This window comes from Xanthomonas sp. JL1, assembly GCF_038405005.1.
Map to the genome: position 1 here is coordinate 1 of NZ_JBBYGR010000051.1, position 23,984 is coordinate 23,984.

Here is a 23,984-nt window from a genome sequence, read left to right on the forward strand (position 1 = left end):
CCTTCCTCGGCCAGCAGCCGCTGCACGAAATCCAGGTCGCTCTCGCGGTACTGCACGCAGTAGCTGCGCGGCCGCGCCTGGGCCAGGAACGCGCTCGTCTCCTCGCTCCACTGCCAGCTTGCCATCGGCGCATAGTCGGCGAACACCGCTTCCACGATCTGCACCAGCGTGCGTTCCTGGAATACCCGGCTGTGCCGGCCCTGCGACAACCACCACGTCCACGGCACCAAGCCTACCCGGTAGCGCGCCAGCCCGCCGTCGCTGCCCAGTGCGTACGCGTCGTGGATCAGCCCCGTGCGCGGGCTTTCATCGCCATCGGCCAGCCGGCTGTACAGCGTCGCGCGCCGCCCCAGCCACGCCTCCAGCGGCAAGCCCGCCTGCGTGCTCAGCACGTCCACCCACCACTCAAAACCGCCGCTCAGCCGTTCCGACCCGCTCCAGCGCTCCACCACCTGGACATCCCCGCCAGGCAGCTGCAAGCGGTATAGGCGACCGCTGTCGGACAGCAAGGCCCCCTGAAACATCAATGCATTCAGTGCTTCCATCACAATACCTCTGTCCTCGGGCCATCGCGCCCCGGGCAACATCGTTTCCTGGCCCTGGACGGCGAATTTAACAGACGAATGCTGCGGCGGGCATGACGGTCCCCCGTCTGCGGCACACCCTCAGTTCGGTGCTGCTTGGGCAATCCTGGCGGCTCGGCCGACGTACCGGCATTGCCGCGCCTGTTCTTTCGCGCAGACGCCTTTTGCGCGCAGAGACGGCGTCGCGTTGCACAAACCGACGGTCAGCAGCGACAGCGCGGCGGCGACTGAACACCCGGCCTCTCCATGGTGGATCGCCGTCACGCCGATGCCGTCGACGCGATCGCGCACGCTCTTCATGTACCGATACCGCCGCGAATACGCCGAACAGCAGCAGCGCCACCCACAACGCGCCGACGAAGGCCACGGACGAATAGTTGGCAATACGCGTTCGCATGATCACTCTCCTTGGAAAAATGAAGAAGTCCGCTTCCTTGACACACTTGCGCCGTCTGCATTGTCAGCATTTGCAATTCGAAAACGCCCCGTGGCATCCGTCGGGTCGCGCTGTGGGAATTCCCCCCGGTATACGGCAGCGCAAAGTCGCCGGACGGCACGAACAATAGACCAGGATGGCAGCGTGGTCCACGCGTGCTTGCCGGCCCGGGGATCTTCGATGACAGGGTCAGCGCTGGCACCGGCGCGTCGCTCCTTGCGCAAAGGCAATATAGACCAAGGGTTTGCGCCCACGCCGCCGGCAAGCGGACTCGCCCCCCTCCCCCCCTAGGGACGACGACGTGGCGGCGCCAACCGCATGTGTCACGCCGGAACCGACGGCAGGCCGCTGCACAGCGCGCGCCGCAGGTAGCGCGACAGCTCCATCGCCGCCAGGTTTTTCAGGGAAATCTGACCCGCCGCCCCAATCAAGGCACGCTAGAATCTCCAACGCCCCTTACCGACGAGAACTGCCATGCTGGATCTGGATGCCCTGCTGGCGCCGATTTCCGACCATCAGCCGGCCGGCGAAGACCTGTCTTTCTCCATCGAGTTCGATCGCATCCAGGAAGCCAGACGCTCGGACGATCCGACCCTGGACCAGGGCGAGTGGCAGACCGATATCAAGTATGCGGACTGGTCCAGCGTCGCCCGCCAGTGCGGCGATCTGCTGCAGACGCGTACCAAGGACCTACGCCTGGCCGGCTGGATGACCGAGGCGACCACCCAGATCGACGGCTTCGCCGGGCTGGCGCTGGGTTACCGGCTGATCGCCGGGCTATGCGACCGGTACTGGGACGAGGTGCACCCGCTGGTCGTCGATGGCGACCACGAAGAGCGCATCGGCAACCTGAGCTGGCTGCTGACCAATTCGCTGCATTGGTTGCGCGCGGTGCCGATCGCCTCGGGACCGCAGGGCCGTTTCGGTCTCAACGCTTTCGAGGCCGCGCATACCCGCAGCGCCAATGCCGGATCCGGCGACGACGAAGGCCAGCCCAGCCTGGACCTGCTCGAGGCCGTACGGCGCGATACGCCTCACGATTTCTACCGGCAGTTGGTCGATGCGCTACTCAATTGCGCCGAAGCGCTGCAGTCGCTACAGGCGGCGGTGGACGATCGCCTAGGCATCGACGGACCCAGCTTCAGCGCGGTGCGCGAGCAGGTGGAACACCTGCAGCGCACCGTGGCGCGGTTCGCCCGCGATGCTGGGCTACTGCTGGATGGCGAGGCCGAAGCCGGCCCGCACGACATGCCGGGCATCGGGTTCGGCCCGGCCGCGAACAAGGACGCGCCGTCGGCGCCGCCGCCGGCGCCACGCGAGCCGGGCGGCGCACCGACCACCCGCAAGGAAGCGTTGGCGCAGCTGCGTCAGGTCGCCGAATTCTTCCGGCGTACCGAACCGCACAGCCCCGTCGCCTACTTGGCCGAAAAAGCCGCGCGCTGGGGCGAGATGCCGCTGCACGTGTGGTTGAAGCGGGTTATCAAAGACGGCAGCGTCCTCAACCAGATGGAAGAGATGCTGGACGTCAACCAGAACCTGGAGCAGTAGGTTACGAACCCGCCCCGTCCCCGCGCGTCGCGCGGGACGGCCTCACAGGCGCCTACTGGATCTTGAACTGGATACGCCGGTTGCGCGCACGCCCGTCCGGGCTGGCGTTATCGGCCACCGGTTGGTCGGGGCCCTTGCCCTGCACGTTCATGCGCGCACCGTCGATGCCCTTCTGCACTATGTAGTCCTTCACCGCCTGCGCGCGCGCCTGGCTCAGCGCGAGGTTGCTCTCGCGTTGGCCGACATTGTCGGTGTGGCCGATGATCAGGAAGCGCGCGTCCTTCATCTGCGACATCTTTTCCACCATCTCGTCGAGGATGCGCATGCCCAGCGGCGTCAGCCGCGAGCTGCCACTCTGGAACTCGATGATGCGGTTGCCCAGCGTCTGGTCCAGCACGCCCTGTTCCGAGCCGCCGAGCTTGAGGCTGTTGGTCACCGTGTAGGAGGTGTTGCTGGCCAGGCTAAGGTCACTGGCGACCTGTTGCCGCTGCGCTTCGTTGACTACCTGCCCGCTGATCCGCACCGCCTGGCCGTTGACCTCGAGCTTGCCTGCAGCCACGCGCTTGAGTCCTGGCGACACCATCTTGGCGACGTACTCGCCCCAGTTCGGCGGCGAGGGAATCGACTCGACCTGCACCCGATCGACGATGCGGGCACTGCCGTAGGTGTCACGCAGGTTATTCAGGATGCGGACCTTGGTGGCCTGATCCGGCACCACGCCCTCCACGATCACCGGGCGTTCGCCGACACCGCCCGTGGCAGGCGTGGCGGCAGGCGTGGCGGCAGGCGCGGCGACCTGGGCGGAGGCGGCGAACGCGGTTATCAGGCCACTCAGGGCGAGGGTTCTGGCACTCAGGTGTCGCATATTCATGTCCCCAGGAAAATCTCGCCGAACAACTTGCGGGCCGTCTTCAACGCCAGGTCGTCCCGATCCAGATAGCTGGCTAGCTTGTTGAGGTTGTAATCGCTGTGCATGTAGTCCTCGACCCAATCGGCGTCCTGGACGCGGATCAGGAAATCACCGGCCTCGCGTGGGTCCAGCGCTGCGCGCAGCGCCTGGTGGTCGGCACCGTTGAAGCCGATCAGCATGCGCGGTGCAGCATCGTTGCGGATCAGCACCGCCAGTTCGAAATCGCCGCGCGCAACGAAGCAGGCGACGATGTCCAGCCAGAACGCGGCCAGCAGCGGCCGGTACAGCGCGTCCTGCACCAGCGGAAGCTCCAGCGCCTTGTCCACCGACACGTTGCCGCCGGCGAGGATCGGCTGCAGCAGCAGGCCCAGTGCCGGCAGCAGTTTCTTCAACGACACGTCGGGATGGCCGGCCGTGCGCAGCAAAGCCTCGATCGAGCCGACCGTCTGGATATCGAGGAAGTCGTTGAAGGTGGCGTTGTACGCCGACGCGTCGGTGCTCAGCGTGTAGCGGGTGTCGGCGAGCGCGGTGAGCGCCGGGCCGGCATCGTCCGCGACCATCGCCTGCTTGGCCATCCGCGACAGCCCGGACCAGACCTTGGACATCGCAAGCGGACTGCGGGCGATGAACGACAGCGGCTCGCTGGCCTCCAGACGGACCGCCGACAGCAACGGGAAGCGGCGCTGCGACGCATCGCGACTGGGCTGGAAATGCCCGCACAGCACCATCTTGCTGCGCGAGCCCAGGAACGCGTAGTGGATGTCGGGCGCTTCGTCGTAGAGCCGCTTCCAGTCCGGGTTCTGGCTCAGCAGATCCACGCTCAGACCCGCCCAGCGGTCGAGCCAGCCGAGCAGTTGATGGTTGTCGGCCGCGCGCACGAAATCGCCGCGGGAAGGTACCTTGCCGAAGTAGGAGACGCCTACACTGACTTCGCGACTCATTGGCCACCTTCTTGTGCGGACGCACCCGCCGGAACCGAACCGGGCGGCGCAGCGGCCGCTGGCGCATCGGCACCGACGGTTGTCGGGCTACCGGCCACCGTCGCCGGAAGTTGCAGGCCACGCTGCCAGTCGCCCCCCCCGGTAGCCTTGCCGGCACTCTGCACGATGCGCATCTGCACGCTGATGGACACGCCTTGGTCGCTCCAGGTGAAGCGACGGGTGGCATCGTCCACGGGTTCCTGGGCGGCTGCCTTGATCAAGCGGCCAAGGCCATTGTCGCCAGGCGCATTGAACATCTCGACGCTGCGCCCGTCGCTGGTGACCGCGGTGATCTTGGCACCGGGCACCGCACCGGCGTTCGGCCACTGCATGGTCATCCACTGCGGCGGGGTGTTGCGGTAGCGCAGCGTCTGGCCAGAGATGTCGATGGTGTATTCGATCGCGCCTACCGCCGGCATCGGCAGGAGCTCGAAGATGCTGACGTCCTTGGCCACCGCGCCGGACTGGCCGCTGACCCAGTTGCCGTAGTTGGCCACCAGTTCGCTGGACAAGGTGATGCCGATGCCCGCCCAACGCCGCGATTCGAGCAGGTTGCCGCGCTGGATCACCAAGGTGCCGAGTGCGTCCTTGTTGAACGCGGCGATCGCGCCGCTGGCGCCGAAGATCGCAGCCACGTCGCCGGGGGCGGCATCCACGTCCGTGTTGAGGTTGAACGGATAGCGCTGGCCGATGCCGTTACGGAACGGTTCGTAGACCTGCGCCGCCCACACCCGGTTGATCTCGTTCTCAGTCGGCGGCACCAGCGCGGCGAAGGTCTGGGTCAACGGACGCAGCAACAGCGGACGCATCGCGTCGCGCTGGGTTTCATCCAGCCCGGTCAGCATCTGCTCGTCCACCAGGGTCAGCGCGGCGCTGAGTTCGGAGCCTTCGTTGCTGAAGGTGTCCTGCATCAGCTTGCGCGCGCCGACGCCGATCTGGCCCTGGTTCTTGATCGCGTTCATGCGCGTGCGCAACTTGGCCAACTTGTCGAAGTAGGCATCAATGACCGCCGGCTGGTCCGTGCGCTTGGTCATCAGCCGCGCCAGGCCCTCGAAGGTCTTGCCGATCGGGCCGACCGGCTGCTGCTCAGCTTTGCCGGCTTCGGCCGGATCGCGGCGCAGGATCACCCGCTGGAACCAGGCGACGACCCCGCCGGACGCCTTCTTCGATAAGGCGTCGGCCATCGGGTTGTCCCAGATGGTCTGCTCGTCGATCTTTTCCAGCAGCTTGCGCAACGGCGAGTTGGCCGGATCGCCGATGCGATTCATCCGCGACAGCGCCTGGTCGAAGCCATGGAACGGCGCCACGCTGATCCCCTGGATGAACTTGCGCCACTCCTTGGCGTATTCCTGCTTGTACGCCGTCACCAGTTCGCGCGCGACGTGCTCAGGGCTGCCGGCCAGCGACAGGTCGCTCTGCTCGCTCGTGTCCAGGACCCAGTCGGTGGTGCTGAGCTGCGTATTGGCCGCTTCCTTGATCGCGTCCTTGACGTATTCTTCCCACGCCTCGCGCGAGAACGCCCCGGAAATGGCATAGCTGCCGGTGATCGCGCCGCTGTTGGCTTCCTCGCCGATCAGCGCGTTGACCGTCACCGTGGGGAAGCGCGCCGCCGCGCGCGCCTTGATCTGCGCGAATACGCGTTGCATCGCCGGCTGGCCCTTCATCACCCGGGTCAGCGCCTCGCGGCTGTCGTTGACCAGGGTGACCTTGGTCTGCACCTGCGGCCACTGCGCATCTTCGGCCTGGGCGACGTAGAACGTCATCAGCTTCTCGGCCGCGCGGGTCATCTCCTCGCGGGTCATCTGGCCGCGATTGGCGTCCAGCCAGCCGCGCCAGAACAGGGTCAGCTGCTGCGTCAGGTGCGCGCTCTCCACGTGCTTGCGGTTGCCCAGCATCAGGTAGGTCTTCAGCGCGTTGTAGGCGTCGTTGGTATCGGTCGGCGACGCGTCCTGATACAGCACGCTGTCTTGCTGCGCGGCCTGCTGCGGGCCGGCCGCCTTGCCGAGCCTGTCGCGCTCGCTGACCACTTGCCCCAGGAACGACTCCAGATTGGCGGTGGTCGGCTCAAGCATCACCTGGCGCATGCCGTTGTAGTACTCGGCCAGCAGCTTCTTGCGGATGTTGCCGCCCTGGTACAGGCCCAGCCCGGAGGTGATGCCGCCCTTTTGCTTGTAGCGGTCCAGCTGCTCGAGCCGATCCTGCAACAGCAGCAGCGCGTCGATGCGCGATTGCAAGTCGACCCGGTTGGCCTGCACGCGCACGGCCTGATCCAGATCCTTGGTGGCGTTGTTCACCAGTTGCACGTTGGTGGTGTACGACCAGGTCCACAGACCCAGCGCCAACGCCAGCACGGCGACGCCACCGAGGAAGACACCGTAGCGCAGGCGGTTCTGGTGCGGGCTGGAGTACTGCCGGACGAGCTGTTTGTCGGTGAAGATGACCTTGCGGAACAGGTCTTTCAGGAAGTAAGCGGTCTGTCCCGACGGCACCGCTTCGCCGGATTGCGCACGCGCCTGCAGCGCGAACTGGCGGCTCACCCGCTCGGAGGCGTGGTGCACGGAATGGCCTTCCTGCAACGCGCTGCTGAAGTAGAAACCGCGGAACACCGGCTTGAACTGATAGGGGTTTTCTTCGAACAGCGTGGCGATGAAGGTGCGCAGCGCCGGTTTGATGCCGACGAACTCCAGCGGCAGTGTCAGCAGGCCCGGCGACACCTGACGCCCACGCTGCATCGCCATGTGCGCCAGGCTCATTTCCTTGAGGCCTTCGGCCAGTTCGTCGAAATGAGTGTCGAAGGCGGCCAGCGCATCGGTATTGGCGGTCGGATCGTAGGGCAGGGTCGCACCCCACACGTTCTCGCGCTCGGACGGATCCAGATTGTGGAAGAATTCGGAGAAGCCGGCGATCAGGTCGGCCTTGGTAAACACCACGTACACCGGCGCGAACACTTCCAGGCGCTGGGTGATTTCCTGCACGCGCTGGCGCAGGTTCTTGGCCAGCTCGATCGCGAACTCGGGCTTGCTACCGGACAGTTCGGCGATGCTGGCGGCGATGATGATGCCGTTGATCGGCGCGCGCGGCCGGTGCTTTTTCAGCAGCGCGAGAAAGGTGAGCCATTCCAGGCGGTCTTCGACACTGACCGAATACCGACCGGCGGTATCAAGCACGATACCGGTCATGGTGAAGTACCAATCGCAATTGCGCGTGCCACCGATGCCCTGGATCACGTTGCCGCGATTGTCCTCGAACGGGAACTGCAACCCGGAATTGAGGATCGCGGTGCTCTTGCCAGCCGCAGGATTGCCAATGATCACGTACCACGGCAGTTCGTACAGCGCCGCCTTGCCCTTGAGCACGCCCAGGCGCGAGGACTTGATCGCCTTGACCGCCTCTAACATGCGCGAGCGCAGCGCTTCGGTGTCGGCGCGGTTGGCCGGCTGCGCGGCGGCGACCGCGCGATCGGCTTCGCCTTGCACCATCGCATCCAGGCTGCGCGCAGCGCGGCGCGCGATGATCCGGCGCACGATCCACACCAGCAGCCATATCGTCAGACAGACCACCAGCACCGCCGCCGCCCACAGGCCAATTTCGCGCAAGCCCTCGGTGCCGAAGTAGGCGACTGCGGCGGCGGCGAGCAAGCCGAGAATCATCCAGAGACGGTAATCGCGAAGGTAATACCTGAGATTGCTGAACATCGGGTGCTGTTCCGGTTAGGCGGCGGACGCAGGCAAGGCGCCGACGTCGGTATCTGGCTGGGGGGAAACACGGGGACTGATGAGTGTAGCGATGCGCAGACCTGCCTGATCCACACTCAGCATCAGTGCCGCATGTTGCTCGGCGGCGACATGGGCATGGGCAAGCGCGAGCATCGCCAGCGGTTGCACCGCGGCCAGATCGCCGGTGGCGGTGGCCAGCGGCAGGCACTGCAAGGCGGTATCCAGATCGGGGCAGACCAGCGCGGCAGCGGCGGCGACCTCGGCCGCCAGGACGGCGCGGTGGTCGGCGTCGCTGAGCACCAAGTCCACGTGGGTGGGCGCGAGCGCGGCGCGCTGCAGGGTCTGCGCCGCCAGTTCGCCGCTCAGCCGCGCACTGGCCTTGACGCTGCCGTCCAGCGGCACCCGGGCGCGCTGCAGCGGATGCAGCACCACGTCGCCGGAAGCGCCCGGTCCGCTGGCCAGCAAGACCCCACTGGCGCCCTCGCCAGGTACGCGTCCATCAGGCGAACGGCGCGTCATCAGCCGCCCGCTTTCGAGCATGTGCTCGAGCTGTGTCTGGTCGATCGCCGAATGGCAGGCCATGACCAGCTGCCAGCCATCCACCGGCGACTGCGCGCCGCGCGCCAGGTGTTGCAGCCGCGACCATGCATCGTCGGCACCCGCCATCGGGATCACCTCCACGGCGAAACGTCGCGGATCCAGGCCATGTTCGCTGGCGGACGCCAGCACCCAGTCGCCCACTGCCTTGTGCAGCGAAGCGGGCCAGTCCGCGGGCAACCACAGCTCGATGCGCAGCACGTTCTGCACCTGCGCCTCGACCCGGTGACGCAGCCCGGCCACCACGCGGTCCTGGGGCTCGGACAGCGGCGGCAGCGCCTGCGCAGCCTCCAGCAACAGCGCCTCGGCGACCGGTTCGAGCAGAGCGATGGCACGCTTGTGATGCTCCAACGGGCCTTCGTTGGCGTCGGCGCCCGCTGCGACCGAGGCGAGCATCGCCGCGGTCGCAGCGGGCGCATCCAGTTCCGGCACCTGCACGACGAAGACCGGCAGCCCGTCCCGGTCGCGGAACTGCTTGTGCAACCCAGGCCACGGCAGATTGCCGCGCAGCGCGAGGATGGCTTGCGGTTGCTGGCCCAAGGCCAGGTTCAGCGCACCGGCAAGCACTGCCGGCGCGGCGCCGGCAGTCGGCGCCAGCGCCTCAGGCGCCGAAGACGAACTCACCGCGGCCGCCTTGGAATCGTTGGGTTCGGTGGCCTTGGCCGCAGCGCTGTCGCCGGCGCGCGCCAGCGCGCGCCACCCCATATCGCGCAGCAGCCAGCTGCCGCCCAGCAGGCCGGCTGGCAGGATGCCCAGATACATCAGCATCTGCATGCCGTTGGGCGCGGTGCCGCTGCTGCGCCAATAGAAGATCGAACCGCCCCACGCCACACCGAAAAACGCGGCGGCCGACAACAGGTTCCGAAAAATTCCGGACATTAGCATCCTCGTTCCATGAGTGGATTAGGCATCGACGGGAGCCGAATTACCTCGCGTCGTCATCCGATGCCAGTCGTTCCCTGAGTGGAGATAAGTATACCCCCGCAGGCGGTCTTGTCGCCGTGCCGAGCCACCGGCTTGCCGTCGATCATCACCGTGGCGTCCCCGCTGGCGATCTCGGTCTGACCGTGCACGTTGCACACCACCTTGTCGCCGATACGCGCCACCGGCTTGCCGTCCACATCGGTTTCGGCCGAACCTGTGACCACGCGCCCGCCATGATCGAGCTGATCGCCTACAACAATAAAAGGTCGTGACATAAGTATTGCCTCCATGGTCTTTGTGCCGGGGCCGGTCCGTCGCCGCCATCCCCCCCGTGGGACGCGATCGCCGCCACGCAGGAGAAGATAGCAGGAGTTCAGCCACGGCTCACCCTTGGGCCAATTCAGCGCGCTTGGCGGCGCGGGCGCTGCGGCAGGCGTCCAGCTTCTCCAGATGCACGTAGTCCTTGATACTGCGCCAGCTGCCGCCCCACTCCAGCCCGGCCTGCTGCGCAAGCTCGCCGTAGAGGAAGTAGGCGCGTCTGGTCCACGGATCGCCCATGTCCCACTGCAGCTTGCCGTCGCGCAGCGGCGCGCTGTCCACCGCCAGGCCATACTGGTGGCAGCTCTGCCAAGAGCCGGCGCGGGTGGCACGGCCGCCGCCCATCAACTCGGCCTGGCGCTCCGGGCTGCGATAGCCCTCCACTAGCACCATTTCGTAGCCGTACTGGCGACGCATGACCTCGTAGATCGCGAGCACGCGCTGTTGCAGGTCGGCGTCGATGCTTTCCCAGCGCCGGTCCGCGGTGACGATCTCCGGGCGGGTGCGGCGGATCTCCTCGGTGGTGAATACCTCCGGCGGCGGCGCCAGCGGCGGCACCAAGCGTTCGCCGCGCAGCAGTTGCGCCACCATGCTGCTGGATTCATTCATGTCGTCGGCACGGAAATCCTCCAGCACCACGTTCTGCCGGACCAGCAGGATCACGCTCGGCGGCAACAGCAAGAGCAGCGTCGCGCACAGGATGACCCAGCGATGGCGCCGAAAGAAATCCGTCACCCCGCCGATCCCGCCGCGCACCCCCTCGCCGACTCCGCCAGCGCTGCGGCCCACGCGCTGGCCGACCCGCCCGGCGCCTTGCCGAAGGCCGCGCAGGCGCTCGCCTAACCAGGCCTGCACCCGCTCCAGCGCCTCCGGAAACAACAGCAGCCAGCAGGCGATAGACACCACCAGCAGGAAGATCACCACGCCCGCAACGACGACTGCCACTACATCCTCCTGATTATGCTGATGATTCCTGTGCGGTTGACGGGCCGGCGCCAAGCACTAGAATGAAGATAGACAAATCCCCGGCGCTCGCCGAACAAGGGCTGGATTGCACTTGAATAATGGCCGATTAAATCGACCGAGTCTTCTTTCGGGCCGGGGACAGACCCAGCCACTCGGCTCCGGGCGCATTTTGGCCGATATGGAAGGCCGCGCAACCAGCGCGCCATCCAGCGTCCGTGTCAACAAGGCGCCGCGGACCCACCGCACCCGCTTGGTGCTGATCGCCGTCCTCGGAGTGGCGCTGCTGGGCGCGGCGTTCACGGCGCTGCGCTGGAATGCCGGACGTGCCGAGGCCGACGCCGAGTTCGACGCCTACACCACCGTACCGGCAACCGACACCGTCTCTCCGGCCAATCCCGCAACGGCCGCCGGCACCGGCACCACCGCCACAACACCGGCGCCGGGCGGCGCAATGATCGTAGACGACAACGCCGTCAGCGATCCGACCCACGCCGTCGACGGATTGCCCCGCGCCGCATCCGCCAGCACCACCAGCGCCGCGACTGCGCCAGCCAAGCCGGCTGCGGCCGCCTCGCAGCGCAAACCACGCGCTGCGCCGGCCAGCGGCAAGCACGTACAGGACGACAGCAGCGACCTGCTGGCCACACTGATGGGCATCATCAAGCGCGACGAAAAGCCGACGGCAAAACAAGACTCGATTGATTCGCTGATCGCGAAGATCCAGGCCAATGACAGTAAGAACGCGACCGAGACCGACGCGGCATTCGACGCAATCGGCTCGCGCTCGGCGTCGACCAGCTCCAACGTGCAGAGCCAACTGCGTCAATGTCCCGACGCCAACACGATGGCTGGCCTGGAGTGCCGCAAAAATATCTGCGCAGCGCTCACCGGCAAAGATCCGGCCTGCCCGGCGCACTGACGCGGCGCATCGCAAGCGATTCCTCGCCATTGCGGCCATGGGCGCCACGTCGCTGCACTATCTGGCGCCGCCACGCGAAGTAGTATGGGTCGGGTTGCGCTTGAACACGCGCCGGCCCAGCGCGTCGCGCTCGATGGCGATGGGCGCGTCGTCGTTGATCGTCACCTCGACCACCTGGTCGCGCAGGTCTTAGCGGTACTCCACCGTGTGCCCGACGTCCGCCCGAGTTTGAGTAGCACCTCAGTTTGGAGTCCAATTCCCTATCCCGAGGAGATTGGACGTGAAGAAGCGTTTTTCCGAAGAGCAGATCATCGGCTTCCTGCGCGAAGCCGAGGCCGGCATGCCGATCAAGGATCTCTGCCATCGGCATGGCTTCAGTGAGGCCTCGTACTCCCTGTGGCGCAGCAAGTTCGGCGGCATGCGCGTACACGATGTCAGCGGCGCGATCGTGCATGACAGGCGGCACTTCGAGCGGTTGCTGGATGCGGGTAATACCGCCCGCACGATTCGTGTCGATGGCGCTTATGCCGATCGAGACCCTAAAGCTCGCTTGAAGGAAGAGGGATATCGCGTGGATATCCAGCACAACGGTACACGCGGCAACCCATTGAGCCGGGCGCAGCAGCGTCGCAATCAGCGCATCGCCAAAGATCGGGTGTTTGTCGAGCACGCGTTCGCGCGACTGATGCACCAAGGTGGCAAGTGCCTACGCACGCTCGGCTTGGCACGTGCGAAGGGGGTGATCGGGTTGAAGGTTGCCGGCCATCACCTGCTGCGTCTGGCGCGATTGCAGCAGGCCGGGATGCGGCCGGGATGAATGCCGCAAACCGGAAGAGCGCATCGCGCGTTGCATCGGCAAGCTGAGAGCATGGCCGAACATGGCAGATTGCTGATATTTCGAAAGCTATAGTCAGCGCCATGCATGCGCTGCATCGGCTCCGACCTGGTTCTTCGAGGTGCCCTAAATGGTCAATGCAGCAATCCTGCCGCTGCACCAGTGCGAGTCGGCCGCAAGCTCAGGCAGTCAGTTGTATCCCCAGCGCAGCCGCCGCCACACGCGCCTTCTCGCGCGCAGCATCGATGCTGTCCGCGCGCGCCAGGGTGACACCGACGCGGCGATGACCATCCACGCGGGGTTTACCGAACAGGCGCAATGCGGTGTTCGGATCGCGTAGCGCGTCGGCCACGTTGTCGAACACCGGCACGCCATTGCCGTGCGCCAGCAACGCGCAGGATGCGGAGGGGCCGCTCTGACCGATCACGCCGCCGTCTTCTGCGCCCACCGGCAGGCCAAGAATGGCGCGGGCGTGCAGCGCGAATTCGCTCAGTTCCTGCGAGACCAGCGTGACCAGACCGGTGTCGTGCGGGCGCGGCGACACTTCGCTGAACCACACTTCGTCGCCCTTGACGAACAATTCCACGCCGAACAGGCCCCAGCCGCCGAGATCGTCGGTGATGGCCTTGGCGATCTCCTGCGAGCGGCGCAATGCAGCGGCCGACATCGGCTGCGGCTGCCAGCTTTCGCGATAGTCGCCGTCCTGCTGCCAATGTCCGATGGGATCGCAGTACGAGGTGCCACCGGCATGGCGCACGGTGAGCAAGGTGATTTCGTAATCGAAATCGATAAAGCCTTCGACGATGCAGCGGCCGGCGCCGGCACGCCCTCCGGTCTGCGCGTACTCCCACGCCGCATCGATATCGGCTTCGCTGCGCAAGGTGCTCTGGCCCTTGCCCGAGGACGACATCACCGGCTTGACCACGCATGGCAGGCCCACTGCCGCAATCGCCTCGCGGTAGTCGGCAGCGGTGTCGACGAAGCGATACGGCGAGGTCGGCAGGCCCAGCGTTTCGGCAGCCAGCCGACGGATGCCTTCGCGGTCCATGGTCAGGCGTGCGGCACGCGCAGCGGGGATGACTTTCTGGCCCTGCTCGCGTTCCAGTGCCACCAGTGTTTCGGTATGGATCGCTTCGATCTCCGGCACGATCACATGCGGCCGCTCGCTGGCGATCAGCACGCGCAGCGCTGCGGGGTCGAGCATATCCAGCACGTGCGAGCGATGCGCCACCTGCATCGCCGGCGCATTGGCGTAGCGGTCGGCCGCGATCACTTCCACGCCGAAACGCTGCAGTTCAATCGCCACTTCCTTGCCCAGCTCACCAGAGCCCAGCAGCAGCACGCGGGTGGCGGAAGGCGACAGCGGGGTGCCAAGGGTGGTCATGGGCGCAGTCCAGAACGAAGGGGGGCGCCATTCTAACGGCTGCCAAGGCCGACGCCGGACGAACGACTGCTGCTTGCCTGATATCATATTGATATGGTTTTCCAACTCCACAAGGACTCGCCCTCACGAATAGAGAAGACGATCGGTTCGTTACCCGGCATTCCCGTCGTTCTCGTCGCAGGCGCCGGCCTTGGCGACGCTGCGCGCGATGGCGGCCAGCTATCCGTACGACCAGCACGAGGACGACCAGATCTCGCTGCGCAGTCATCCGGCCGAGATCAGCGAGCAGCTCAAACGCCATCTGGACGAGCGCCTCACTCAGGCAGGCGTGGACGTGATCGAAGCGCGCATCAGCCACCTTGCCTACGCACCGGAAATCGCCCAGGCCATGCTGCAGCGTCAGCAAGCCAATGCCGTGATTGCCGCACGCTCGCGCATCGTTGCTGGCGCCGTGGGCATGGTCGAAATGGCGCTATCGGAACTGCAGAAGAACGGCGTGGTGCAGTTGGACCAAGAGCGCAAGGCGCATATGGTCAGCAACCTGCTCACCGTGTTGTGTTCTGATCGTGGGACCCAACCGGTGGTCAACGCCGGCTCGCTGTATTGAGGCAAATCGATGAATGTCATGGTGCCCCTGGTGGTTGCGCTTTCCGGCGTGCCCGCGCTGGTGATCGCCGCGTCTATCGGCGCGGACGATGACGACCGCGCACGCGGCCTGGGCCTGCGCTGGGCGCTGATCAGCCTAGTGATCCTGGTCGGCGCCGCGTGCCTGTATTTGGCTGGCGACAATCGCGCCGGCATCTATGCGGTGGTGATCGGCATGATCATCGGCGTCAACGTGCTGATCGTGTCGATGGTGATGCACCTGCGCCGGCACGGCAGCGGCAGAGACGGCGAATGAGCGAAAAAAAGGCCTACCCGCTGCGTATCAACGCCGATGTGTTGGCCGCCGTGCAGCGCTGGGCCGACGATGAATTGCGCAGCCTCAATGCACAGATCGCGTACGTGCTGCGGGATGCACTGCGCAAGGCCGGGCGACTGCCGAAGCCGCAGGCTGAGAAAGACTCCGGCCCTTGAATGCGTTCAAGCGTGATTGATGGCGAAAGGGCGACTGCTCCAGTCTCGGTCGAACTCTCCGTGGACGCATGCAAGCGCTCACCGCACTGCGCACTGGCAGCCCTCACCCAGCACCGGCTAAGCTGGGCGGATGCGCAATTGCCCACGTCTGCTCCTCAATACCAGCACGATCGAACTGTGGCCGGCCGATCTGTTGCGCGCGCGCGGCAACGCGGATGCGCGCGTGCTGGCGCAGGCCGATTGGCTATTGCGACGTAAGCGCGATGGGCGCTATCTGGCGGCGCATCTGCCACAAGGCATGATGCCGTTGATCCCGCGGCTGGCACGCGAGCCGGGCCTGGATGACGCGTTGGACCGTCTGCAGACCGCCAGTGGCCGCGCCGGCCAAGTCCTCGACGACGTGCTTGCGATCGACGGATTGCAGCGCCGACTGAGCCAACTGGGACTCGCTGCAAACGACTATGCTGAGCAGACCGGTCTGCAACTGATCGCCGAACCGGTTGCCCTGCAGTTTGGCGGGCGCGATCGCTTCGGTCGTCCGCTGTGGCTCAGTGCCGGCGCTGCGCGTGCATGGCGACAGCTGCGCGCGGCTGCGCTGCGCGCGGACATCGTGCTCGATGCGATCTCCGGCTACCGCAGCCACGACTACCAACTGGGCATCTTCGAGCGCAAGCGCGCGCGCGGGCTCACCCTTGAGCAGATTCTGGCGGTCAACGCCGCGCCAGGTTTCAGCGAACATCACAGCGGCGACGCCCTGGACATCGGCACACCGGGCGAACCGCCGGCCGAGGAATCCTTCGCAACCACGCCTGCATTCGCCTGGTTGCGCAACAACGCGAACGCGTTCGGCTACCGCCTGAGTTATCCACGCGACAACCCGCATGGCATCGTCTACGAGCCGTGGCACTGGCGTTGGTCGGCAGCGTAAGTCGGCGGCACCTCATGCGACGCGACACAACCGACCGTCGCGTCGGCCCCGCGTGCGAGCGCGCTACTCCTGCGAACGCGGTGTCGGCACGTTCGTCGCCACGCTGAAGTCGGCGATTTTCCACAGATAGAACGCGGCGTAGGTGCGGTATGGGCCCCAGCGTTCGCCACGAACGGCCAGCTCCTTGGGGGTGGGCATATGCTCCTGCTTGTCCACGCGCTGCGCACCTTTGCGCACGCCCAGGTCGTCGATGGGCAGCAGATCCGGGCGGCCCAGGCGGAACATCAGCATCATCTCCACCGTCCAGCGGCCGATGCCGCGCACCGGCACCAGCGCGTCGACGATGGCGTTGTCCTCCATGAAAGCGAGCCTGCGTAGCGACGGTATCTCACCTGCGCTTTCGCGCCGCACCAGATCGCGCAGGGCCAGCGCCTTGTTACCGGAAACGCCGCAGGCACGCAGTGCTGCATCGTCGATGCGACCGAGCGTATCGGCATGCAGCCGCTGCGCGCCGATCGCCACTTTCACCCGCGCCACGATGGTCGAAGCCGCCTTGCCGCTGAGCTGCTGAAACAGAATCGCGCGCGCCAGCGCATCCACCGGATCAAACGGTTTGCGCCACCCCGGCTGCGGGGCGATCGCGCCGATGCGCTTCATCCACGCGCCCAACGCGCGGTCACGCCGAGCAAGATGCGCGAACGCAGCCTCCACATCGAATCCGCGGGCGTGGCGCGGCATGCTCAGTGTCTCAAGGCGCCGATGGCCAGCACCACCCAGCCCAGCATCAGGCCACTCCCGCCAATCGGCGCCAGGCTGGTCGGCCAATGCAGCAACGCACCGCCAACCAGGCTACCGGCGAACAGCAAGGTGCCGAGCAATAGCAAGTACAAGCCTACCTGGCCAAGCGCGCGCGTTTCGGTAGCACCCAGCACGGTGAGCACCGCGCCATGGCCAAATGCATACAGCGCCGCCAGTTGCAGTCGCGACTGCACCAGTGCATCAGCCACGCCGTGCGAGGCGTAGGCCGACAGACCGACGGCAGTCGCAGCCAACAGGCCGCCGCAGAACGCCAGCAGCGAAGCGTGTTTCTTACGACGATCGAGCAACGACATGCAGGCAACTTCCATGGCAGCGCCGTAGCGCAAAAAAAACGCGCCGCAGGGCTGCGGCGCGTTTTCGGTCTGGATCAGGTCATCGTGCTGAGACGATTACTTGATGGCCCAATAGACGTCGTACGTGCCGTCCTGTGTGAACGACTTGTCCACACCACCCTTCCAGGCTTCGTACGGACGATCGGTCACATCCATGCCGCTGGTGACAGCCCATGCACGCAGCGAGTTACGCACTGCATCCAGACCGGCCATGTGACCTGCATAGGTCGCAAATGCCGAACGGTGCGCCGGAACGCGCTGGTACTTCACCGGTGCTTCAGAGGGGATGTTGAGCTTCAGCTCGTCGCCCGTTGCAGCCACTGGCGTTGCATCGACCGGTGCAGCGGCAGCAGCGCCGTCCTTCTTGGCGTCGGCCTTGGCGGTGTCTGCCTTGGCGTCGGTCTTCGGAGCGCCACCAGCGCGCTTGCGCACCGGCTGCACGACGTCGAACGCGTACTTGTCGGAGGCAAAGTCAGTGGTCACGATGCGCACCGGACCAGCCGCCTCAAGGCCGTTGGAATCCATGACGCGCTTGATCCACTCCTGGTTGTCCTTGATCGACTTCTTGATCGTCTCATTGTCACGATCGATGTTGCCCGCGGTGACGACCAACAGGTCCTCGGTTGGCACATCGACGATCTTGAGGTCGCTCAACACCGGCTTGCCGTCGAGCTCAGCGCGGTAGTCGAAGTTCGGAACAGTGGCCAGTACGGTCGCAAGCCGCGACAGACCCAGCTTCAGGTCGTCGCCCACGTGGCGACTGACGTACAGGCCGGCATAACGCCCGAACAGGTTCCAGCCGTACTTGACGCTGTAGTCCTGGGTGATCTTGACGTTCTTGTTGTTCTTGCCGGTCGGCACCAGGGTGAAATTGGTGACCTTGTCGTAGCCCTTGGTGGGATCTTCGATCGCGATCTCAACACGCTCGTTCTTGACGCTGTTGGTGATCTCCCAGCTGCCGTTACCGATATAGCCCTCGGTGGAGCTGTATTCGACGCGTGCACCCTTGCCCTCTTCCGGGCCGGCCAGCTTCAGCTGGATCTTCGGGTCACGCAGCACGAGCGGGTTCCAATCCTTGAAACGACGGAAGCTGTTCACTGTGTCGTAAACAATCGTCATTCTGCGGTTGGTCTCAACACTCTCGGACATCTGCCGCTCCGAGGGCAACACCAAGCCCACCACGACAAACAAGCCAGCCACGATCCCCAAGGCGATCAGGAACTCGATAATACGGGTCATTCAGGAGGTCTCCGGGGCCGATCCCACGGCCGGGTTGAGTGAAGCGAAGCCACCATCCTAGCAGGCTTCGAGAAAGATGTTCAGTTGTGCGACGGGTAGCGCGGTCTTACGGTGTCATTCATCGCGCAACACGACGCGTGGGGGATGCGCAATCCCAACCTGCACAAGGGTTTGAGCGATTGCGCGCCGCTATCATGCACATCGCGCGCTGCGGGTGTGTGATGTCGCATTTGCCGTGCGGCATTGCACGGCCCCATAGCGCGGCTTGAACGGGGCGGCGGCGCCCTGAATGCGATTCCCCGCCCTGCCGCCGGCACGCGCACATCGAGGTCAGCGGCGGCGCGCCAACCTCACACCAACTGCAACTCGAACGCCTTCAGCACCGCGCGAGTGCGGTCGCGTACGCCGAGCTTGGAGAGAATGTTGGAGACGTGGTTCTTGATGGTGCCCTCGGCCACGCCCAGCGAGTTGGCGATTTCCTTGTTGGAAAATCCGCTCGCCATCAACCGCAGGATCTCGGTCTCGCGGTCGGTGAGCGGATCGGGCCGATCCAGGCTGACGAACTCGTTGCGCATATGTTCCAGGCCCGACAGCAGGCGCTGGGTCACCGCCGGCTGCACCAGCGAGCCGCCGTCGGCCACGGTACGAATGGCGCCAACCAGCTGTTCCAGCGAGACGTCCTTGAGCAGATAGCCCTTGGCGCCGGCCTTGAGCCCGGCCAGCACCAGCTGGTCGTCGTCGAAGGTGGTCAGGATGATCGTCGGCGGCAGCGTGCCGTTACGCGAGAGCATCTGCAGCGCTTCCAGGCCGGACATCACCGGCATGCGCATGTCCATCAGCACCACGTCCGGCTGGATCTGCGGAATCTGCTCCACCGCCTGCTTGCCGTCGGAGGCCTCGGCCACCACTTCGATCCCGTCGTCCAGCGCCAACAGCGAGCGGATCCCCTGGCGCACCAGGGTTTGATCGTCGACCAGGCACACACGGATCATCACAACACTCCTTGGGTCACGGCCGCAGGCATCAGGGCCGGCGCGCCTGGAACAGCGATGCGCAGGCCGAAGCCGTCACCCCGCCGGGTTTGGATCTCAAGCTTCCCACCATACTGGTTCAGCCGCTCGTGCATGCCGCGCAGCCCGTTGCCGGGGGCGACCGCATCGGCGCCGTGGCCGTCGTCGCGCGCGTCGATCAGCACCGTATCGGCGTCGCGGCGCACCTGAATCCACAAGTTGCGCGCGCCGGCATGGCGCACCGCATTGGTGATGATTTCCTGGGTACAGCGCAGCAACACGTGGGCGCGCTCGGGGTCGTCCAGGGTCAGCGGCTGGGCGATATCCAGATGGATATCCAGCGACGGCACCTGGGTGACCAGCGGGCGCAGCGCCGCTTCCAGGTCGATCGCGCCGCTGTCGCGCAGATGGCTGACCGCCTCGCGCACATCGGTGAGCAACAATTTGGCCAGCGTATGCGCCTGGCGCACATGTTCCTGCGCCTGGCCCTCGGTGATATGGCCGGCCACTTCCAGATTGAGACTGAGCGCGGTGAGGTGATGGCCGAGCAGGTCGTGCAGTTCGCGCGAGATGCGGGTGCGCTCGTTGATGCGTGCGCTTTCGGCCAGCAGCGCGCGGGTGGCGCGCAGCTCGGCGTTGAGCCGGCGCTGTTCTTCGCGCGCATCGGTCTGCTGACGCGCCACCAGGCTGGTGACGAAGATGAACATCGAAAAGCCGCCGTACAGCAACGACTGCATCAGCGCGGCAAACAGGGTGAAGTCCGGGCGCAGGTAGTAGAACACCGGCAGCACCGCCAACTGACTCAGCACCAGCCACAGCACGCCCACGCGCAGCGGCAGCAGCCACGGGATCACCCCGGCCGCCACCATCATCAGGATGCTGCCAAGCCCGGTTCCACTGAGATAGCTCACCGCCAGCGCGCAGATGGTGAGCAGCAGCAGGATCAGCCGGTCGTACCAGTGCGCGTGACCGCCGCTGTTCAAACCGCGGGTCAGCCAGAAGTAGCTGGCACCGAAGCCAATGAAGAACGCCGACATCATCACCGCCTCGGCCACGCTGCGGTGGTCGCCCTCTTCGGCCGGCGGCCAGTACGTATACACCAACGGCATGACGATCATCGCCCAGGTGAACAGGCCGGCGAAGCGCAGGACGCGCGTATGACTGAGATATCCCAACATGTCCGCATCTTAGGCGTAAGCGACCGCGCTGCCCTCTTGCCGGAAGTCATGCATGCGGCAGGTGGACGCGGATGGGCTCAGCGGCTGTGGTAGCAGCAGAGGCGGGAGTGCTGCGCGGCGATGCATACGGATGCATGCCGCGCGCCGGACCGATCGCGTGCGCTGGGTCGCCGCTTCAGGCCCCGCATGTAATAATCCAACGCAGATCCGATTTCGGGTCGACGCGTTACCCCACGGAGCCCCAATGTCGATCGTCATCCGCGATGTGCGCGAGCACGAGCTCGATTCCGTCCTGGCCCTGAACAACAATGCCGGACTGGCGATCCTGCCGCTGGATTCAACCAAACTGCAACGTTTCTACGAGCAGGCCGAATATTTCCGCGTCGCCGAGCGCGACGGCAACCTGGCCGGGTTTCTGGTCGGATTCGGCAGCGGCAGTGCCCACGACAGCAGCAATTTCGCCTGGTTCCGGGACCTTTACCCGGAATTCTTCTACATCGACCGCATTGTGGTCGCCAGCCGCCGCCGCGGCGGCGGTGTCGGTCGCGCGTTATATGCCGATGTGCAGAGCTATACCGAGCTGCGTTACCCGCAGCTGGCCTGCGAGGTGTTCCTGGACCACGGCGCCGATGCGGCCTTGCTGTTCCATGGCAGCTTCGGCTTCCGCGCGGTTGGCCAGAACACCATGGTCGATGTGGAAGTGCGCGCCAGCATGCTGATGAAGGACATGTGCAGCTATCCCTGGATCAAAGAGACCTATGGCGGCAAGTTGCCCGAAGACTTGCCTTGGGTGGGCCGGCCGCGTCATGCCGCCACCGCCAACCCATCGACGCGGAGCTGAAGTAGTGGCAAGTGTGAATGTGGATTTTGAACAGGCCGGCGAACTCAAGATCGGCCAGGTGGGCATCGCCAACCTGCGCGTGCGCACGCTGGACGTGCCGCGGCTGGTGCAGGAAATGCGTGAGCGCGTGACCCGCGCACCCAAGTTGTTCGGCCGTGCCGCGGTGATTCTGGATTTCGGCGGACTGTCGCAGGTGCCGGACCTGGCCACCGCCAAGGCGCTGCTGGACGGCCTGCACGAAGCCGGTGTGCTGCCGGTAGCGCTGGCCTACGGCACCAGCGAGATCGACCTGCTGTCCCAGCAGTTGGGTGTGCCGTTGCTGGCCAAATTCCGCGCCCAGTACGAGTCGGCGGGGGTGAGCCCGCCACCGCCGCCGCCCGCACGTGCCGAACCGGCACCGCCTGCCGCGCGACCGGCCCCGGGCCGGATGCAACGCACCGCGGTGCGTTCGGGCCAGCAGTTGTATGCGGAGAACTGCGACCTGACCGTACTCAGTACGGTCGGTGCCGGGGCCGAGGTCATCGCCGACGGCAGCATCCATATCTACGGTACCCTGCGTGGCCGCGCTCTGGCCGGCGCGCAGGGCAACCCCGACGCGCGCATCTTCTGCCGCGACTTCCACGCCGAACTGGTTGCCATCGCTGGCAACTACAAGGTGCTGGACGATGTTCCCATGGACCTGCGTGGCAAGGCCGTCCAGGTCTGGCTGGAGCAGGATCAGATCAAGATCGCTGCGCTTGATTGACGCGGCCCAACCACAGAAATATTCGGAGAAATCCTTTGGCTGAAATCATCGTAGTCACCTCCGGCAAGGGCGGCGTCGGCAAGACCACCACCAGCGCAAGCCTGGCCTGCGGGCTGGCAAAGCGCGGCAAGAAAGTTGCGGTCATCGACTTCGACGTCGGCCTGCGCAACCTGGACCTGATCATGGGCTGCGAGCGGCGCGTGGTGTACGACTTCGTCAATGTCGTGCACGGCGAAGCAACCCTCAAGCAGTCGCTGATCAAGGACAAGCGGTTCGACAACCTGTACGTGCTGGCGGCCTCGCAGACCCGCGACAAGGACGCGCTGACCCAGGAAGGCGTGGAAAAGGTGCTCAAGGACCTGGCTGCCGACGGCTTCGACTACATCGTCTGCGATTCGCCGGCCGGTATCGAAAAAGGCGCGTTCCTGGCGATGTATTTCGCCGACCGCGCGGTGGTGGTGGTGAACCCGGAAGTGTCGTCGGTGCGCGACTCCGATCGCATCATCGGCCTGCTCGATTCCAAGACCCGCAAGGCCGAGGAAGGCAAGGCCGTGCCGGCGTTCCTGCTACTGACCCGCTACAGCCCGGGCCGCGTGGAAGGCGGCGAGATGCTCAGCATCACCGACGTGGAAGAAGTGCTGGGCCTGAAGGCGATCGGCGTCATTCCCGAATCCGGCGACGTGCTCAACGCCTCCAACAAGGGCGAGCCGGTGATCCTGGATGCCGAATCCCCGGCCGGCCAGGCGTATGACGACGCAGTCGCCCGCATCATGGGCGAGGAGCGCCCGATGCGATTCACATCCGTGGAGAAGAAAGGCTTCTTCAGCAAGCTGTTCGGAGGCTAAGCATGGGCCTGCTCGATTTTCTCAAGAGCAAGAAGAACACCGCCGAGACTGCCAAGAACCGCCTGCAGATCATCATTGCGCAGGAGCGCAACCACCGCGGCGGGCCGGACTATCTGCCGCTGATGCAGCGCGAATTGCTGGAAGTGATCAAGAAGTACGTCAACATCGATGCAGATGCGGTCCGTGTGGATCTGGTCAAGGATGGCGAACACGACGTGCTGGATATCTCGGTCGCCTTGCCGGAAGACGGCGACAAGTAAGCGCCAACAACGGCACCGCGTTCGCACGGTGCCGTTGTTGCCTGTGACCCGACCGCGAGCGATTGTGTGTGACCACCGCCCCTAGTGCTACACCCACTTCTAGCGATGTTCTGTGCGTGGCCGATATCGGCCTGGACGCACCTGCTGCCCTGCTCGCGCGCTATGGCTTGCGCCTGCGTCGTGTGGACGCTGGCGCAGCGATTCCCGGCAGTTTCTGGGGCGAACCGGAAGCCGGCATCATCGGCTGCGATGTGTATGTGCGCGACGACACGCCGGTGCATTCGCTCCTGCACGAAGCAGGACATCTAATCGTGCTGCCCCCGGAAAAACGCGCCGCGGTGCATACGGACGCCACCGATTCGGTGGATGAAGAAGACGCGACCTGTTACCTGCAGATCCTGCTGGCCCAGCAGTTGCCCGGCGTGGGCAGCGCGCGCCTGATGGCCGACATGGACAGCTGGGGCTATACGTATCGACTGGGCTCCACGCGCGCCTGGTTCGAGCAGGACGCGGAGAATGCGCGCAGCTGGCTGGACGCACGCGGCTTGTTGCCTGCGTGATCCTGCGCTGAGCGTTTGAGCGGCAACCGAACC

General features: G+C 65.5%; 25 protein-coding genes and 2 pseudogenes. 13 read left to right on the forward strand and 14 right to left on the reverse strand.

Going from position 1 to position 23,984, the window contains the following annotated elements; all coding sequences use genetic code 11:
• Both WJW29_RS11835 and WJW29_RS11840 read right to left on the reverse strand, forming a co-directional pair.
• The coding region (locus WJW29_RS11835; protein WP_146767481.1) for a type VI secretion system Vgr family protein at nt 1–545 on the reverse strand (545 nt) is incomplete at its 3' end.
• Nucleotides 546–665: 120 nt separating this feature from the next.
• Nucleotides 666–884 carry a hypothetical protein gene (locus WJW29_RS11840; RefSeq protein ID WP_228329634.1) on the reverse strand — a complete coding sequence of 73 codons (219 nt, stop codon included), beginning with the start codon at nt 882–884 and terminating at the stop codon, nt 666–668.
• A gap of 610 nt (nt 885–1,494) precedes the next feature.
• On the opposite strand from WJW29_RS11840, the gene tssA reads away from it, so the two are divergent.
• Nucleotides 1,495–2,568 carry a type VI secretion system protein TssA gene (tssA, locus tag WJW29_RS11845; RefSeq protein WP_011409224.1) on the forward strand — a complete coding sequence of 358 codons (1,074 nt, stop codon included), beginning with the start codon at nt 1,495–1,497 and terminating at the stop codon, nt 2,566–2,568.
• 52 nt (nt 2,569–2,620) lie between these two features.
• Here the strand turns inward: tssA and WJW29_RS11850 are convergent, their stop codons facing one another.
• The 6 genes from WJW29_RS11850 to WJW29_RS11875 all read right to left on the reverse strand — a co-directional run bounded on the left by WJW29_RS11850 (nt 2,621) and on the right by WJW29_RS11875 (nt 10,958).
• Nucleotides 2,621–3,439 carry an OmpA family protein gene (locus tag WJW29_RS11850; protein ID WP_041182249.1) on the reverse strand — a complete coding sequence of 273 codons (819 nt, stop codon included), beginning with the start codon at nt 3,437–3,439 and terminating at the stop codon, nt 2,621–2,623.
• Nucleotides 3,436–4,419 carry a type VI secretion system-associated protein TagF gene (tagF, locus tag WJW29_RS11855; protein WP_113084380.1) on the reverse strand — a complete coding sequence of 328 codons (984 nt, stop codon included), beginning with the start codon at nt 4,417–4,419 and terminating at the stop codon, nt 3,436–3,438. The genes WJW29_RS11850 and tagF overlap by 4 nt, the downstream gene beginning before the upstream one ends.
• A complete protein-coding gene (gene tssM / locus WJW29_RS11860; RefSeq protein ID WP_011259980.1) occupies nt 4,416–8,153 on the reverse strand; it encodes a type VI secretion system membrane subunit TssM in 3,738 nt (1,245 codons plus the stop codon). The genes tagF and tssM overlap by 4 nt, the downstream gene beginning before the upstream one ends.
• Nucleotides 8,154–8,168: 15 nt before the next feature.
• Complete coding sequence (locus tag WJW29_RS11865) at nt 8,169–9,650, reverse strand: hypothetical protein (RefSeq protein ID WP_011259981.1); 1,482 nt, start codon at nt 9,648–9,650, stop codon at nt 8,169–8,171.
• 59 nt (nt 9,651–9,709) lie between these two features.
• Nucleotides 9,710–9,970 (reverse strand): PAAR domain-containing protein, encoded by a 261-nt coding sequence (locus WJW29_RS11870; protein WP_011409228.1) that lies wholly within the window; start codon nt 9,968–9,970, stop codon nt 9,710–9,712.
• A 109-nt stretch (nt 9,971–10,079) separates the two neighbouring features.
• Complete coding sequence (locus WJW29_RS11875; protein ID WP_011259982.1) at nt 10,080–10,958, reverse strand: M15 family metallopeptidase; 879 nt, start codon at nt 10,956–10,958, stop codon at nt 10,080–10,082.
• A gap of 274 nt (nt 10,959–11,232) precedes the next feature.
• Between WJW29_RS11875 and WJW29_RS11880 the strand changes: the two genes are divergently transcribed.
• The 3 genes and pseudogenes from WJW29_RS11880 to WJW29_RS11890 all read left to right on the forward strand — a co-directional run bounded on the left by WJW29_RS11880 (nt 11,233) and on the right by WJW29_RS11890 (nt 12,715).
• A complete protein-coding gene (locus WJW29_RS11880) occupies nt 11,233–11,898 on the forward strand; it encodes a hypothetical protein (RefSeq protein WP_228329761.1) in 666 nt (221 codons plus the stop codon).
• A 262-nt stretch (nt 11,899–12,160) separates the two neighbouring features.
• Nucleotides 12,161–12,331: pseudogene (locus WJW29_RS11885) on the forward strand (transposase); the annotation flags it as partial.
• The gene (locus WJW29_RS11890; RefSeq protein ID WP_143704877.1) at nt 12,317–12,715 is read left to right on the forward strand and encodes a transposase; all 399 of its coding nucleotides are present in this window, start codon (nt 12,317–12,319) and stop codon (nt 12,713–12,715) included. The pseudogene WJW29_RS11885 and the gene WJW29_RS11890, both read left to right, overlap by 15 nt.
• A gap of 199 nt (nt 12,716–12,914) precedes the next feature.
• On the opposite strand, the gene purT is transcribed toward WJW29_RS11890, so the two are convergent.
• A complete protein-coding gene (gene purT / locus WJW29_RS11895) occupies nt 12,915–14,117 on the reverse strand; it encodes a formate-dependent phosphoribosylglycinamide formyltransferase (protein WP_011409230.1) in 1,203 nt (400 codons plus the stop codon).
• Nucleotides 14,118–14,316: 199 nt separating this feature from the next.
• Between purT and WJW29_RS11900 the strand changes: the two are divergent.
• The 4 genes and pseudogenes from WJW29_RS11900 to WJW29_RS11915 form a co-directional block, all read left to right on the forward strand.
• Nucleotides 14,317–14,724 (forward strand): annotated as a pseudogene (locus tag WJW29_RS11900) (SPFH domain-containing protein); the annotation flags it as partial.
• Nucleotides 14,725–14,733: 9 nt separating this feature from the next.
• Nucleotides 14,734–15,018, forward strand: coding sequence for a hypothetical protein (locus WJW29_RS11905; RefSeq protein ID WP_011259987.1), 285 nt, complete (start codon nt 14,734–14,736; stop codon nt 15,016–15,018).
• The gene (locus WJW29_RS11910; RefSeq protein WP_011259988.1) at nt 15,015–15,194 is read left to right on the forward strand and encodes an Arc family DNA-binding protein; all 180 of its coding nucleotides are present in this window, start codon (nt 15,015–15,017) and stop codon (nt 15,192–15,194) included. Before WJW29_RS11905 ends, WJW29_RS11910 begins: the two co-directional genes overlap by 4 nt.
• A gap of 130 nt (nt 15,195–15,324) precedes the next feature.
• Nucleotides 15,325–16,122: a M15 family metallopeptidase gene (locus WJW29_RS11915; RefSeq protein WP_011259989.1), complete on the forward strand. Its 798-nt coding sequence runs from the start codon at nt 15,325–15,327 to the stop codon at nt 16,120–16,122.
• Between the two features lie 63 nt (nt 16,123–16,185).
• On the opposite strand, the gene WJW29_RS11920 is transcribed toward WJW29_RS11915, so the two are convergent.
• The 5 genes from WJW29_RS11920 to WJW29_RS11940 all read right to left on the reverse strand — a co-directional run bounded on the left by WJW29_RS11920 (nt 16,186) and on the right by WJW29_RS11940 (nt 20,700).
• Nucleotides 16,186–16,860, reverse strand: a complete 675-nt coding sequence (locus WJW29_RS11920; protein ID WP_011259990.1) for a DNA-3-methyladenine glycosylase — start codon at nt 16,858–16,860, stop codon at nt 16,186–16,188.
• 2 nt (nt 16,861–16,862) lie between these two features.
• On the reverse strand, nt 16,863–17,249 hold the full coding sequence (locus WJW29_RS11925; RefSeq protein ID WP_027703302.1) for a DUF423 domain-containing protein: 387 nt from the start codon (nt 17,247–17,249) through the stop codon (nt 16,863–16,865).
• An 81-nt stretch (nt 17,250–17,330) separates the two neighbouring features.
• Complete coding sequence (locus WJW29_RS11930) at nt 17,331–18,512, reverse strand: SRPBCC family protein (RefSeq protein WP_011259992.1); 1,182 nt, start codon at nt 18,510–18,512, stop codon at nt 17,331–17,333.
• A gap of 350 nt (nt 18,513–18,862) precedes the next feature.
• Complete coding sequence (locus WJW29_RS11935) at nt 18,863–19,504, reverse strand: response regulator transcription factor (RefSeq protein WP_010371538.1); 642 nt, start codon at nt 19,502–19,504, stop codon at nt 18,863–18,865.
• Complete coding sequence (locus tag WJW29_RS11940; protein WP_011259994.1) at nt 19,504–20,700, reverse strand: sensor histidine kinase; 1,197 nt, start codon at nt 20,698–20,700, stop codon at nt 19,504–19,506. The genes WJW29_RS11935 and WJW29_RS11940 overlap by 1 nt, the downstream gene beginning before the upstream one ends.
• 244 nt (nt 20,701–20,944) lie before the next feature.
• Between WJW29_RS11940 and WJW29_RS11945 the strand changes: the two genes are divergently transcribed.
• The 5 genes from WJW29_RS11945 to WJW29_RS11965 all read left to right on the forward strand — a co-directional run bounded on the left by WJW29_RS11945 (nt 20,945) and on the right by WJW29_RS11965 (nt 23,951).
• Nucleotides 20,945–21,541 carry a GNAT family N-acetyltransferase gene (locus tag WJW29_RS11945; protein WP_011259995.1) on the forward strand — a complete coding sequence of 199 codons (597 nt, stop codon included), beginning with the start codon at nt 20,945–20,947 and terminating at the stop codon, nt 21,539–21,541.
• A 4-nt stretch (nt 21,542–21,545) separates the two neighbouring features.
• Nucleotides 21,546–22,286: a septum site-determining protein MinC gene (minC, locus tag WJW29_RS11950; protein WP_027703303.1), complete on the forward strand. Its 741-nt coding sequence runs from the start codon at nt 21,546–21,548 to the stop codon at nt 22,284–22,286.
• 35 nt (nt 22,287–22,321) lie between these two features.
• On the forward strand, nt 22,322–23,131 hold the full coding sequence (gene minD, locus WJW29_RS11955) for a septum site-determining protein MinD (protein WP_012444318.1): 810 nt from the start codon (nt 22,322–22,324) through the stop codon (nt 23,129–23,131).
• Nucleotides 23,132–23,133: 2 nt separating this feature from the next.
• Complete coding sequence (minE, locus tag WJW29_RS11960) at nt 23,134–23,391, forward strand: cell division topological specificity factor MinE (protein WP_003484370.1); 258 nt, start codon at nt 23,134–23,136, stop codon at nt 23,389–23,391.
• Between the two features lie 68 nt (nt 23,392–23,459).
• Nucleotides 23,460–23,951 (forward strand): hypothetical protein, encoded by a 492-nt coding sequence (locus WJW29_RS11965; protein ID WP_027703304.1) that lies wholly within the window; start codon nt 23,460–23,462, stop codon nt 23,949–23,951.
• The last annotated feature ends 33 nt before the right edge of the window (nt 23,952–23,984 follow it).

Coding starts and splice junctions, on each gene's coding strand:
- WJW29_RS11870 (WP_011409228.1), bottom strand. CDS start 9,970: ATGTCACGACCTTTTATTGTTGTAGGCGATCAGCTCGATCATGGCGGG.
- WJW29_RS11905 (WP_011259987.1), top strand. CDS start 14,734: ATGAATGTCATGGTGCCCCTGGTGGTTGCGCTTTCCGGCGTGCCCGCG.
- WJW29_RS11930 (WP_011259992.1), bottom strand. CDS start 18,512: ATGACCCGTATTATCGAGTTCCTGATCGCCTTGGGGATCGTGGCTGGC.
- WJW29_RS11935 (WP_010371538.1), bottom strand. CDS start 19,504: ATGATCCGTGTGTGCCTGGTCGACGATCAAACCCTGGTGCGCCAGGGG.
- WJW29_RS11850 (WP_041182249.1), bottom strand. CDS start 3,439: ATGAATATGCGACACCTGAGTGCCAGAACCCTCGCCCTGAGTGGCCTG.
- purT (WP_011409230.1), bottom strand. CDS start 14,117: ATGACCACCCTTGGCACCCCGCTGTCGCCTTCCGCCACCCGCGTGCTG.
- minE (WP_003484370.1), top strand. CDS start 23,134: ATGGGCCTGCTCGATTTTCTCAAGAGCAAGAAGAACACCGCCGAGACT.
- WJW29_RS11910 (WP_011259988.1), top strand. CDS start 15,015: ATGAGCGAAAAAAAGGCCTACCCGCTGCGTATCAACGCCGATGTGTTG.
- WJW29_RS11915 (WP_011259989.1), top strand. CDS start 15,325: ATGCGCAATTGCCCACGTCTGCTCCTCAATACCAGCACGATCGAACTG.
- WJW29_RS11925 (WP_027703302.1), bottom strand. CDS start 17,249: ATGGAAGTTGCCTGCATGTCGTTGCTCGATCGTCGTAAGAAACACGCT.
- WJW29_RS11920 (WP_011259990.1), bottom strand. CDS start 16,860: ATGCCGCGCCACGCCCGCGGATTCGATGTGGAGGCTGCGTTCGCGCAT.
- tssM (WP_011259980.1), bottom strand. CDS start 8,153: ATGTTCAGCAATCTCAGGTATTACCTTCGCGATTACCGTCTCTGGATG.
- WJW29_RS11890 (WP_143704877.1), top strand. CDS start 12,317: ATGCGCGTACACGATGTCAGCGGCGCGATCGTGCATGACAGGCGGCAC.
- WJW29_RS11865 (WP_011259981.1), bottom strand. CDS start 9,650: ATGTCCGGAATTTTTCGGAACCTGTTGTCGGCCGCCGCGTTTTTCGGT.
- tssA (WP_011409224.1), top strand. CDS start 1,495: ATGCTGGATCTGGATGCCCTGCTGGCGCCGATTTCCGACCATCAGCCG.
- WJW29_RS11840 (WP_228329634.1), bottom strand. CDS start 884: ATGAAGAGCGTGCGCGATCGCGTCGACGGCATCGGCGTGACGGCGATC.
- WJW29_RS11945 (WP_011259995.1), top strand. CDS start 20,945: ATGTCGATCGTCATCCGCGATGTGCGCGAGCACGAGCTCGATTCCGTC.
- tagF (WP_113084380.1), bottom strand. CDS start 4,419: ATGAGTCGCGAAGTCAGTGTAGGCGTCTCCTACTTCGGCAAGGTACCT.
- WJW29_RS11940 (WP_011259994.1), bottom strand. CDS start 20,700: ATGTTGGGATATCTCAGTCATACGCGCGTCCTGCGCTTCGCCGGCCTG.